Source organism: Inquilinus sp. KBS0705 (assembly GCA_005938025.2).
Classification (GTDB): domain Bacteria; phylum Bacteroidota; class Bacteroidia; order Sphingobacteriales; family Sphingobacteriaceae; genus Mucilaginibacter.
Genome location: VCCI02000005.1, coordinates 186,070 through 198,601, shown reverse-complemented (window position 1 = coordinate 198,601; position 12,532 = coordinate 186,070). Strand labels below are relative to the sequence as shown.

Below are 12,532 nucleotides of genomic sequence, written 5' to 3'. Positions count from 1 at the left end.
GTATACAGTTCGTTAAAAACGCAAGGAGATTGCCGCGTCGCTATCGCTCCTCGCAAAGACATGGTTTATTAGGCGTGGTTTGTCAATCTCGTCGCCTGTCATTTGAACAAGATCTCTCGTCGCTACGCTCGCTCGAGATGACCGGGTTATTAATTGCACACGCGGCACGCATGGGCCAGCACTATTAACTACCCGCTGATAAGCCTTGCTAATATAAACGCTGCGGCCGCGGCCAAAGCACCTATTATAACCACTTTAAATGCCCCGCTAACAGGTGGTTGCCCGGTAAGCTTGCTTTTAAAATATCCAAAAATAAACAGGGCAATTAAAGTAATACCGCACGAATAATAAAGTGCCTGCATGGTATTGTGAATAAATATATAGGGCGATAGGGGTATAATGCCGCCTACTATATAGGAAAGCCCGATGGTAAAGGCACTCTTTTTAGCACGATTGGGGTTGGGCTCTTCAAGGCCCAATTCGTACTTCATCATAAAATCTACCCATTTGTTCTTGTCTTTTGCCATTTCATCAGCAATTTGCTGCTGTAGGGTTTCTGATAGGCCAAACCCGGCAAATACATCCTTTACCTCTTGTTTCTCTTGCTCGGGTACGCGCTCAACTTCTTCATACTCGCGCTTAAGCTCCGAGTTGTAATGGTCGGCATCTGTACGGCCTGCTAAAAAGCCACCCAGGCCCATGGCAATTGATCCGGCGACAATTTCGGCCATGCCCGCCGTAACCACTATGCCCGATGCATCAACCGCCCCGCTTAAACCTGCGGCAAGGGCAAAGGGAACCGTTAACCCGTCGGACATGCCGATAACAATATCCCTGATAGTTTCTGAGCTGCTTACATGATGTTCTTTATGCATGTATAAATATATGCGTAATGCAACATACACGTATTAAAAATATTTTCCAGATTTCGTCCCGCAGCACCCCCACCGTCCGCCCGGACGGCGGCGGACTAAAGAAAAACTTTTTTATATGAAATTAAATGTTATATTACTGACAGAGGGGTAGCGAAAAAAAACGAAAAATTCCCCCATGACCAACAAAAAAAGCGAAAAATTTATAGCCAAAAGTGTAAAGGAAACGGCCCATACGCGCTGCAAAGGCATTTTTTACCCCCAAAGCACTACTTAACAAAAAGCCGGCCCGGCGCATCCCATTATTTTGAGACTTTTGCGGTTAAATTGCCGGTAGGGCAAAGTAAAAGCGGCTGCCTTCGCCAATCTCGCTGGTTACACCAATTTGGCCACCCTGGGCGTTAATAAAGTCCTTTGAAATGGCCAGCCCCAAGCCCGAACCCGACTTGTTCTGCCCATCCGTAGGTACCTGAAAGTACCTGTCGAACAGGCGCTTTTGGTAGGCTTCGTCTATCCCTTTACCAAAGTCCTTTACCGAAAACTCTACCTGGGTACGGTGCTGGGTTACTTGTATAATAATGCGCGATTTCTCGGCACTATAGCGTAAGGCGTTCGATAAAAAGTTGACCAGTACCCATGCGGTCTTTTCCACATCAGCCTGTACATCAGGCAGGTTATCGTCCTTTAAAACCTCTAACTGCACCTGCTTTTGCTGCGCCTGAAAGTTAATGGCAGTAAGGGCATAATCTACTATCTGCATAGGGTTAACCGGTACAAAGTTAAGCTGAATGTTGCCAGTCTCTACCTGCGATAGTTCAAGCAGTTCGCTGGTTATTTTTAGCAAACGGTCGTTATCATCTTTAATATGATTAATTAGTTGTTCCTGCTCGGCATTAATAGTGCCAATGCGCTGGTCGTTAAGCAGTTTCAAGCTCATTTTAATAGACGAGATAGGCGTTTTTAGCTCGTGCGATATAGTGGCTATAAAATTGGTTTTAGCCTCGTCGCGCTCTTTAAATTCGGTAATGTTGCGCAATATATAAACCTTGCCGGCCGAGCGGTTTGCTATACGTAATACCGCGGTTGGCTCATCAATATTAGCGATAACAATATCGCTGCTTTGCAACTGAAAGTAGGCTTCGCGGCCGTCGAGCACTATCTTAAAAGGCTTAATAGTAGCTTCATCTTTCAGGATGCTTTTGAACAGATCGTTACTTTGCAGCAACTGGCCCACATTTTTGCCGATAACTTTTTCGTCGTTGATATTCAGTGTTTTACGCGCGGCATCATTCATAAAAAGTATTTCCTGCTTTTCGTTGATACCAAAAATGGCATCCTGCATTTGCTCAATAATGGTCTCTATTCGCCGTTTTTCGGATATTACGGTAGCCAGGTTGCTGTTCTCCCACTCGTTTAAGCGCGATGCCATTAAGTTAAAGGCGCCGGCCACTTCGGCAAACTCGTCGTTCTTTTCAAAGTGCAGGCGTTTGTTGTAGTTTTTTTGTCCAATCTCGCGGATACCCTCTAAAAGGGCACGCAACGGGTTGGCAATAAACCCCGGGAAATTAACACTGAAGCTGAATAGCACCAGGAAGGTAAAAGTGCCAACCAAGCCTAAAAACAAGGTTGCACGGCTAACTGAAGCCCGCGCATGATCGTTTTTGCGCACTATGGCATTCATGTTAAGGCGCTCAATTTCGCTGAGGCTTTTTCTAATGGTCCTGTCGGCCTGTAACCGGGTTGTCGGGTTAGTAGCGGGGGCTTTTAATTGGGTAAATGCAGCGCGTAAATTTGCCGTTAGTTCCCCTTCACCGCGCTCGGTTATATTGTGTTCCTGCTTTATCAGCTCGGCATCAAATTTTTGTGATGACCCCGGCGATAGCGGTAAGCTGTTCTCATCTAACACGTTACGCATCTCTCGCGCAAAGCTTAACGATTCGTAATTGTTTTTAAGGATAACCTTTGAGTTTTCCGAAATGTCGCGGATGTAAAAAAGGGCGGTGGCGCCAAAAAACAGCACCACTATAAATAAAAAGCCGAAGCCTAACCGGAGTTTAGTTTTTACTTTCATGATAATATGACTAAATCAGTTTCTGTTGATGCAATTTTTTGGAGTAATTCGTTAAATATAGCCGTTCTAAGTATCACCTGCCATAAATTTAAATGCGGCTTGCCAATACATATAGTGGTTACTTCTTTTTCTTCGGCTACTTTCATAATGGTGTGTGTGATGGCGTCACTTTTAAGCTTGATGAGTTCGGCACCAAGCTCTGTTGCTAGTTTAAAGTTATTTATCAAATGGCGCTGTTTATCCAGCTTAATGCGGTCAAGGCTTTCGCTGCTGCTTTGCACATACAACACTATCCATGGCGAGCGGTAGTATGATGCCAGCCGCGCTGTTTTACGTATCACTATACGGGCGGTTTCGGCGTTGGATGATATACAAGCCAAAAACTTTTCGGGCCTTAACTTTATCTGCTTGGGTACTTCAACATCTATCTTCCGCTCTAAATGGTGTGCTACTTCTTTTAAAGCTATCTCGCGCAGTTGCAGTATCTTATCGCTGCGGAAAAAGTTAGTGAGCGCCGTCGCTACCTTAGCCTTATCGTATATTTTCCCTTCCTTAAGGCGCGATATTAATTCATCGGCAGTAAGGTCGATGTTCACTATTTCGTCGGCAATTTCCAGCACCTTATCAGGCACGCGCTCGGTTATGGCAATGCCGGTAATGTTTTCTATTTCTTCGTTCAAACTTTCTAAATGCTGAATATTTAGAGCGGTGATAACGCTTATGCCGGCTTCTAAAATGTCTCTTACATCCTGCCAGCGTTTCGCATTTTTACTGCCCTCAATATTGCTGTGAGCTAATTCATCAACTATTACTACTTCGGGATGACGGTTAAGTATAGCTTGCAGGTCCATCTCTTCCAGTTCTTTCCCTTTATAGAATATTTTGCGCCGGGTTATAACGGGCAGGCCGGCCAGCAATGCATGCGTTTCGGCACGGTTATGTGTTTCAATATAACCTATTTGTATATCTATGTTATTTTTTAGCAAGGCATGGGCTTCCTGCAGCATACGGTACGTTTTACCTACACCGGCGCTCATGCCAATGTATATTTTTAGCTTCCCCCGCCTGCTTTTCTTTACCAGGTCAATGAAGTCTCTTACCGAATTATCTTTATGCTCTTCTGCCATAACTTAATTAGCCAACCGCAAAGCGGTTGGCTTTATTGGTCAATACCTGGTTTGTATTATTTCTTTAACGCGTCAAGTGCCACATTTAATTTTAATACGTTCACTTTTGATGGGCCAAACAAGCCTAATAAAGGTGCTTCGGTATGTTGATTAACCAGGTTGGTAACTTGTTGTATGGTTAAGCCGCGGTTATCAGCAATGCGTTTTATCTGGATATTGGCCGCAGCCGGTGATATATCCGGATCAAGACCGCTACCGGATGCAGTTACCATTTCAGAGGGGATATCGCCACGTTTTAAGTAGGGATGATATTTAAGCAATGTGTCTATACGGTTACTCACATCCTTTAAATAATCGGGGTTACTTGGGCCCTTGTTTGAGCCTGCCGAACCTGCTGCGTTATAGGCTACAGCCGATGGCCTGCCCCAAAAGTATTTAGCTTGTGTAAAGCTTTGGCCAACGTTGGCATAACCTACTACTTTGCCGTTTACGGTGATGGTTTCGCCATTGCCCTGCCCTTTTGAAAGCTTAGCTGCGAATGTGATAACCACCGGATATAATACGCACAACAGTACGGTTAGTACCAGTGTAAGGCGTATGGCTTTTATGATATTTGAGTTCATGATGTTATAGATTAAAACATTAATGATATAAGCAGATCAATTAATTTAATGCCTATGAATGGGGCAATTACTCCACCCAGGCCATATATAAGCAGGTTGCGGCGTAGCAGGGCACTGGCACCAATCGGTTTGTATTCAACACCTTTTAAGGCCAATGGTATCAGCATAGGGATAATAATGGCATTAAATATTACTGCCGACAGGATGGCGCTTTCGGGGCTGTGCAGGTGCATAATATTAATGGCCTGCAAGGCGGGTATGGAAGCTATAAACAGCGCCGGTACAATGGCAAAATATTTTGCTACGTCGTTAGCTATCGAGAAGGTGGTAAGCGTGCCGCGTGTAATAAGCAATTGCTTTCCTATTTCCACAATTTCTATCAGTTTGGTTGGGTCGTTATCCAAATCAACCATGTTGCCGGCCTCCTTGGCGGCTTGTGTGCCGCTATTCATGGCTACGCCTACATCGGCCTGGGCAAGGGCAGGGGCATCGTTTGTGCCGTCGCCCATCATGGCTACCAGGCGGCCGCTTTGCTGTTCTTGTTTAATGTAGTTCATTTTATCTTCGGGCTTGGCCTCGGCAATAAAATCATCAACACCGGCCTTTTCGGCAATAAACTTGGCGGTAAGCGGGTTATCGCCGGTTACCATTACTGTTTTTATACCCATTTTGCGCAAGCGCTCAAAACGCTCGGCTATGCCGGGTTTTATAATGTCCTGCAGCTCAATAGTGCCCAGCACTACTTCGTTTTGCGATACCACCAGCGGCGTACCACCATTAGATGCAATGGCTTTTACACGGTCTTCAACCTCGGCAGAAAACTTGTGGCCGGCACTTACCGACAGGTTCCTGATAGAATCAAAAGCTCCTTTGCGTATGCGTAAACCATCGGCAGTATTTATGCCGCTCGAGCGGGTTTCGGCAGTGAATTTGATAAACTCGGCATTTTGATGCGCGGCAAGGGATATATGCGTGTTGCTTTGCTGTGCCAGCTCAACAATAGATTTACCCTCCGGTGTTTCATCAGCCAGTGAAGATAATACGGCGGCTTTGATCAGGTCATCGGGCAATACATTGGGTGCCGGCCAAAACTGTGTAGCCTTACGGTTACCAATAGTGATGGTGCCGGTTTTATCTAACAGCAACACATCTATATCACCTGCTGTCTCTACCGCTTTGCCCGATTTGGTGATCACGTTTGCACGTAAAGCCCTGTCCATCCCTGCAATACCAATGGCCGATAACAGGCCACCGATAGTTGTAGGAATTAAACAAACGAACAAAGAAATGAGCGCTGCAATGGTAATAGGGGTATTAGCGTAGTCGGCAAAGGGTTTCAGCGTAACGCATACAATAATAAATATCAATGTAAAGCTGGCCAGCAAAATAGTTAGCGCAATTTCGTTCGGTGTTTTCTGGCGCGATGCACCCTCTACCAGGGCTATCATTTTATCCAGAAAGCTTTCGCCCGGCTCGGTAGTTACTACTACCTTAATTTTATCGCTAAGTACTTTTGTACCTCCTGTTACTGATGATTTATCGCCGCCAGCCTCGCGTATAACCGGGGCCGATTCGCCGGTAATGGCCGATTCATCTATAGTAGCCAGGCCTTCGGTTATCTCGCCATCGGTAGGGATGGTATCGCCGGCCTCGCATACAAACACATCGCCTTTGCGCAACTCGTTTGACGAGCGTACGATCACAGTTCCATCTTTAAGTAACACATTGGCAGGTGTTTCTTCGCGGGTTTTGCGTAAGCTATCGGCCTGTGCCTTACCACGTGCTTCGGCGATGGCCTCGGCAAAATTGGCAAATAGCAGGGTAAGCAACAGTACAACGAATATGATAAAGTTATAAGCGAATGAACCCTGGCCGCTGTGTAAAAGGCTGTAAACTGTCATGTACAGCATAATAACGGTGCCTACTTCAACGGTAAACATTACCGGGTTACGAAGCATCACTTTAGGGTTAAGTTTTATGAACGACTCTTTAAGCGCGGTTTGCACTAAAGCAGGTTCGAATAATTTATTTGATGATTTCATGTGATTAATTACTTAGGCATTGAAAAGAACTCTGCAATAGGGCCAAGGACCAGGGCAGGGAAATACGATAATGCATTTAAAACAAGTATTACGGCAAACGTCATCAGGCCGAAGGTGACAGTATCGGTCTTCAATGTTCCGGCAGATTCGGGGATGTATTTTTTTTGTGCCAGCATGCCTGCAATGGCTACGGGGCCAATAATTGGTAAAAACCTACCCAGTATCAGTACAAAGCCGGTTGTTACGTTCCACCAGATGTTATTGTCGCCCAGGCCTTCAAAACCAGATCCGTTGTTGGCATTCGCCGAGGTATACTCGTACAACATTTCAGAAAAGCCATGGAACCCAGGGTTGTTTAACCATGCCGAAGGCTTAACCGCCCAGTCGGCATTAACGTGATTGGTAAATACAAAGGCTGCAGCGGCTGTACCTGCCATAATAAGGAAGGGACTAAGCAGGGTAATTAAAGCGGCAATTTTAACTTCGCGCGCTTCAACCTTGTGGCCTAAAAACTCGGGGGTACGCCCTACCATTAAGCCGGATATGAATACAGCTATGATAAGGTAGATGAGGTAGTTTAGTATACCTACACCGCAACCACCAAAAAAGCCGTTTATCATCATGGCTAATAATTGCCATAAGCCGGTAAGGGGCATAGTGCTATCGTGCATGCCATTAACCGACCCGGTAGAGGTAATGGTAGTAAGCGTGCTCCAATAGGCGGTAGCAGCAGGGCCAAAGCGGGTTTCTTTGCCCTCCATTGCGCCTGTGGCCTGGGTAATACCCATTTTGGCGATGGCAGTGTTGCCGCCAAGCTCGCTGGTGATGGATGGTATCATCAGCATAAACATTCCTATAGCCATTACGCCAAATATTACCCAGCCTAATTTTTTACGGCGTATAAAGTAACCGAATGCCAGTATCAAGGCTACCGGTATGATAAATTGCGAGATAATCTCAACCATATTGGTTAAGTAATTTGGGTTTTCAAGCGGGTGTGCCGAGTTTGCACCAAACCAGCCGCCACCATTTGTGCCCAGGTGTTTAATGGCTATCATTTGTGCCGCGGGCCCGCGCGATACGTGTACCGTATCGCCTTGTAATGATATAAACTGATCTTTGCCTGCGTAGCTTGCAGGCGTGCCATTAAAGGTCAATATCAGCGCTACTATTACCGATAGTGGTAACAACAAGCGCGTAATTGATCTTACAAAATAGTTCCAAAAATTACCCAGGTTAGTAGTGGTTTTGTCGCGGAAGGCTTTAAATACCGCCACCGCGCAGGCTATACCTGTTGCTGCACTGGTAAAGTGCAAAAACATAAATATAAAATGCTGGGTAAGGTAAGTAGCGCCGCTTTCGCCGCTATAGTGTTGCAGGTTACAGTTAACCACAAAGCTGATTATGGTATTAAAGGCCAGGTCGGCTGGCATGCCGGGGTTACCGTCGGGGTTTAGCGGGAGTTTGTCCTGCTGCATTAAAACAAAAAAGCCATAAACCAGCCAAAGCAGGTTAATAACCATCATTGCTTTTAAAAACTGTTTCCAGTTCATGGGCTCGTTGGGGTTAATGCCCGATAATTTATAGATGCCATTTTCTATGGGAGCCATAAAATCGGTCCAAACCTTTTCGCCGCCAAACATTTTTGCCAGGTACTTACCCAGCGGAATAGCTATTAACAGGGTAATAACCAACGAGGCAATGATTCCAAATAATTCAGTGTTCATTGTGTTTTAGTTAAAAGTTTTCGGGTTTAAGCAGTACATATACCATGTATAAAAAAACTGCGATAGAAATGATGAATAATGCGATCATGATGAATTAGATTTTTTCGAACCAGTCGATTGATTTAAAAATGAACCACCAGCTAAGCACGATGGCCAGGAACAGAAGTATTGTGATCATAGTATTAATATTTTAGCCAGCTATGCCAATACTGATACCATGAAAACGAGGTCTTTTATAACTAATTGATTATTAGTATTATGTAGTTATAAATAGGAAAAATGATAGCTTTTAAAAGCAAAAAACCCTACCAAAATGGAAGGGTTTTTTTCAAAAGAATATAGCAGGGGTATTAAAGCGTATGTTTACTAACAGGCACTAATTAGCAACCTCTACCCGGTGCAGGTTAATGTTAACCAACGGGTTAACAACCAATGGTATCTTTTCTATACGTGTTTCGCTGGTATCAAGGCCAAAGGCTTTGGCTTCGGTTTGCGCCAGCCTTTTAATGGCGAAATAGCTATTTAGTATAAAACCTTCACTCAGGCTAAATTCATTGTTGTACGACAGGAATTTTTCCATAATCACAAACTGGAAATCGGCTGCCAGTTTGTATTTGTTTAATGATTCGTAACGGCTGGTAATATCCAGTTCGCGGCGCTTAACCATATCTTCAACAACTTTTCTGAATAGCACATTTATACGTGGCTGTATCCTAAAACCTAATCTAAATTCTACACGTATCAGTTTGTCTTTTTCTATTTCGTCAACAGTGTACTCCATGGTAAAGGGCTCGTCAGTGCGTTCGATGTGTACAAACCAGTATATATCCGCCCTTTTAGGCTTGCGGCTTAAAATAGAGTACATTATTTTTTGCTCTATTTGCTTGCCGTTGTTGGCCTTGGTTAAGTAAATAAGGTGTGTAGCGTATTTTGATACGCCGGTATCGTTACTCAGGGCTTTAAGTAATGGTATCTGGTCCTTCAGATCAATAAAGTGCAAAAAGCGGTTGTTTATTTTTCTGGCCCTAAACCATATGTACATGGTAAATATCAAACCAAACTCAAACACCAGGAAAAACAAACGCTTTAATATTTTAATAGCGTTGGCAACAAAAAACGAAAACTCGACACACAGGAATACGCATAATATTATGGTAACCAACCACAACGGCCAATGCTTAACGTAGCGCATAAAGTAATACATTAATATAGTGGTCATCAGCATGGCTATGGTGATTGAGAAGCCATAAGCCGCTGTCATAGAGGCCGAAGTTTTAAAGTATAACGATACGGCAATACAGCCAATGCACAGTATCCAGTTAATGCTGGGGATATATATTTGCCCACGAATGTTTGACGGGTATTTAACCGTTATACGCGGCCAAAAATTCATACTGATGGCTTCGCTGATAAGGGTGAACGAGCCGCTTATTAAGGCCTGGCTGGCAATAATGGTTGCCATTGTGGCAATGGCAATACTTGGTATTAAAAAAGCGTGAGGCACTATCTCAAAAAATGGGTTTACGCCATTAAAGTTTTTGCCTGTTGGTTGCATTAATACCCATGCACCCTGCCCAAGGTAATTAAGCATTAAAGCGGTTTTTACAAATATCCAGCTGGCCTGTATGTTTTTGCGGCCGCAATGGCCAAGGTCAGAATATAAGGCCTCGGCGCCGGTTGTACATAAAAATACCGCGCCTAAAAGCCAAAAGCCATTCGGATGATCTATTAATAACCTTACGCCATAATAGGGGTTTAAAGCCTTAAAAATTTGTGGATAATGTATTAATTGTAACGAGCCTAAAGTGCCCAGCATTAAAAACCATATTAACATTACAGGGCCAAATGCCGACCCTACTACCTTGGTACCAAACTGCTGAAAAAAGAACAGCAGTATCATTATAGTAATTACAATTATCAATACCAGGTTATTGCCGGGCACAATTTCTTTTGAAAAGGCTGGTACAAGGTTTAAACCTTCAATTGCCGAGGTTACCGATATAGGCGGGGTTATAATACCATCGGCCAATAGTGTGCCGGCACCAATTATTGCAGGTATGGCCAGCCATTTGCCATAGCGCCTTACCAGGGCGTAAAGCGAAAATATACCACCCTCGCCCCGGTTATCGGCTTGCAGGGTAATAAAAATGTATTTAAAGGTCGTTTGCAGGGTTAATGTCCAAAATATGCAGGATATGGAGCCCAATACCAGGCTTTCGTTTACTTTGCCACCCTCTATAAGCAGGGTTTGAAAAACATATAGCGGCGAGGTACCAATATCGCCAAAAATAATACCAAGTGTAACCAGCATGCCTGCTGCCGAAAGCTTCTTTAAATGTGTTGTCATATAGTTATTTTAACAGTGCTTGCAGGCATTGATAATTATTTTAAAGAATAGCTTATATGAAAACAGTTGTTCAGATATCTTTTCAAGAAGTAAATTGATCGGGGCCATTGCTGCCGCCGCACAACCAATTTAATGCCATTTTACAATATTTTTTATAACTGTATGTAATAGAGCATATTAGGGTGCTTTACCCTTGCTTGTAAAAAGGGCAACCCTTCCATAATGGTAGGGTGTTTTTCATTTTGGGGCGAAAACGGAGAAAATTTATAAAAGCTTCGACTTGACAAAACGGCGGGTTTTATCGCAATGGAGCTGTTATTTTCAAAATGGGGTGGTAGCAGAAGGGGGGGTAACTTATTAAGCTAAGTTGTACTCTTCTATTTTGCGGTATAGTGTAGTTAAACCAATACCCAGCAGGCGGGCGGTTTCGGTTTTGTTGCCCTTGGTGTAGGCCAGTACCTTACTAATGTGCTGCTTTTCGATACTTTGCAGATCGAGTGAGTTGGTCTCGGCGGCCTGGTGGTTAAACTGCAGCGGCAGGGTATCGGGTGTAAGTATATCGTCGGCTAATATTACAGATCGTTCCATAATATTTTTCAGCTCGCGTATGTTGCCTTTCCAGTTGTGCTTTTTTAACAAGGATAAAAATTCATCGCTCATTTTAACCGGTTTGGAGGTTTTGTCGGTAAAAAAGCCAAGGTAGTATTTAGCCAGCAGCTCTATATCGTCCTTCCGCTCGTTAAGTGATGGCAGCGCTATGGTAAATACCGATAAGCGATAGTAAAGATCTAAACGGAACCTGCCTTCGTCGGCCTCTTTTTGCAGGTCGCGGTTGGTAGCCGCCATTATGCGTATGTTTACTTTGGTAGTTTGGGTATCGCCCAGTTTAATAAAGGTTTTGCTTTCCAGCACACGCAAAAGCTTGGCTTGCAACTCCAGGCTCATTTCCCCTATCTCATCTAAAAATATGCTGCCGTGATGCGCCTCTTCAAAAAGGCCTTTTTTGTCTTTGGTGGCGCCTGTAAATGCGCCTGCCTTGTAACCAAATAATTCGCTTTCAAGTAACTCGCCGGTAAAGCTGCTGCAATTAATAGCTACAAAAGGCATCAGCCTGCGCTGGCTCTCGTGGTGTATGGCCGATGCAAATACCTCTTTACCGGTACCGGTTTCGCCTAATAATAATACAGTAGTATCGGTAGCGGCTACCTTGCGCGCCAGGTTTATTGCCCCGGTTATAGCTTTTGATTGCCCGATTATTTGAGCGAAGCTATGTTTGCCCGCCACTTTATTCTCAGCATTAAACGCGTTTTGTTGTAATTGGGCCTTATCCACCGCCTGGTTTAACAACGGTATAATTTTATCGTTATCGTCGCCCTTAACAATGTAATTAAAGGCACCGTTTTTTATTGACTGTACACCATCGTTAATAGTGCCATAGGCGGTAAGGTTTATCACCTCTACATATGACTTTTTGGCTTTAATGGTTTTAACCAGGTCAACGCCGTTTACGTCGGGTAGTTTTACATCGCTAAGTACCACTTGCACATTTTCCTGCTCCAATAGTTTCAAACCGTCCTTGCCGGTATGCGCTTGTACAACCTTAAAGCCCTCCAGCTCAATTATCCTGGATAGTAGTGCGCTAAGCTTTACCTCGTCGTCTATGATCAGTATAGTTGCTTTCATGTATTAGCAGTAAAGGTAGCGGTATTTACCTGTGCAATAA

Annotated in this window: 9 protein-coding genes; all 9 read right to left on the bottom strand. The window is 44.1% G+C overall.

Annotated features, from left to right (window positions below; all coding sequences use genetic code 11):
- Positions 1-188 precede the first annotated feature (188 nt).
- Positions 189-875, bottom strand: a complete 687-nt coding sequence (locus tag FFF34_019005; GenBank protein ID TSD63037.1) for an iron transporter — start codon at positions 873-875, stop codon at positions 189-191.
- A 319-nt stretch (positions 876-1,194) separates the two neighbouring features.
- On the bottom strand, positions 1,195-2,943 hold the full coding sequence (locus tag FFF34_019000; protein TSD63036.1) for a PAS domain-containing protein: 1,749 nt from the start codon (positions 2,941-2,943) through the stop codon (positions 1,195-1,197).
- Positions 2,940-4,070: a sensor protein KdpD gene (locus FFF34_018995; protein ID TSD63035.1), complete on the bottom strand. Its 1,131-nt coding sequence runs from the start codon at positions 4,068-4,070 to the stop codon at positions 2,940-2,942. The genes FFF34_019000 and FFF34_018995 overlap by 4 nt, the downstream gene beginning before the upstream one ends.
- A 56-nt stretch (positions 4,071-4,126) precedes the next feature.
- Positions 4,127-4,693 carry a K(+)-transporting ATPase subunit C gene (locus tag FFF34_018990; protein TSD63034.1) on the bottom strand — a complete coding sequence of 189 codons (567 nt, stop codon included), beginning with the start codon at positions 4,691-4,693 and terminating at the stop codon, positions 4,127-4,129.
- Between the two features lie 11 nt (positions 4,694-4,704).
- The gene (gene kdpB / locus FFF34_018985) at positions 4,705-6,744 is read right to left on the bottom strand and encodes a potassium-transporting ATPase subunit KdpB (protein TSD63033.1); all 2,040 of its coding nucleotides are present in this window, start codon (positions 6,742-6,744) and stop codon (positions 4,705-4,707) included.
- Positions 6,744-8,462 (bottom strand): potassium-transporting ATPase subunit KdpA, encoded by a 1,719-nt coding sequence (gene kdpA, locus FFF34_018980; GenBank protein TSD63032.1) that lies wholly within the window; start codon positions 8,460-8,462, stop codon positions 6,744-6,746. The genes kdpB and kdpA overlap by 1 nt, the downstream gene beginning before the upstream one ends.
- Before the next feature lie 10 nt (positions 8,463-8,472).
- The gene (locus FFF34_018975; GenBank protein TSD63047.1) at positions 8,473-8,553 is read right to left on the bottom strand and encodes a potassium-transporting ATPase subunit F; all 81 of its coding nucleotides are present in this window, start codon (positions 8,551-8,553) and stop codon (positions 8,473-8,475) included.
- Between the two features lie 285 nt (positions 8,554-8,838).
- On the bottom strand, positions 8,839-10,809 hold the full coding sequence (locus FFF34_018970) for a KUP/HAK/KT family potassium transporter (GenBank protein TSD63031.1): 1,971 nt from the start codon (positions 10,807-10,809) through the stop codon (positions 8,839-8,841).
- Between the two features lie 357 nt (positions 10,810-11,166).
- Positions 11,167-12,492, bottom strand: a complete 1,326-nt coding sequence (locus FFF34_018965; GenBank protein TSD63030.1) for a sigma-54-dependent Fis family transcriptional regulator — start codon at positions 12,490-12,492, stop codon at positions 11,167-11,169.
- Positions 12,493-12,532: the final 40 nt, after the last annotated feature.

Bases quoted from the DNA above. Each gene is read 5' to 3' on its own strand.
- FFF34_019005 (TSD63037.1), bottom strand. From the start codon at position 875: ATGCATAAAGAACATCATGTAAGCAGCTCAGAAACTATCAGGGATATT.
- FFF34_019000 (TSD63036.1), bottom strand. From the start codon at position 2,943: ATGAAAGTAAAAACTAAACTCCGGTTAGGCTTCGGCTTTTTATTTATA.
- FFF34_018995 (TSD63035.1), bottom strand. From the start codon at position 4,070: ATGGCAGAAGAGCATAAAGATAATTCGGTAAGAGACTTCATTGACCTG.
- FFF34_018990 (TSD63034.1), bottom strand. From the start codon at position 4,693: ATGAACTCAAATATCATAAAAGCCATACGCCTTACACTGGTACTAACC.
- kdpA (TSD63032.1), bottom strand. From the start codon at position 8,462: ATGAACACTGAATTATTTGGAATCATTGCCTCGTTGGTTATTACCCTG.
- FFF34_018970 (TSD63031.1), bottom strand. From the start codon at position 10,809: ATGACAACACATTTAAAGAAGCTTTCGGCAGCAGGCATGCTGGTTACA.
- FFF34_018965 (TSD63030.1), bottom strand. From the start codon at position 12,492: ATGAAAGCAACTATACTGATCATAGACGACGAGGTAAAGCTTAGCGCA.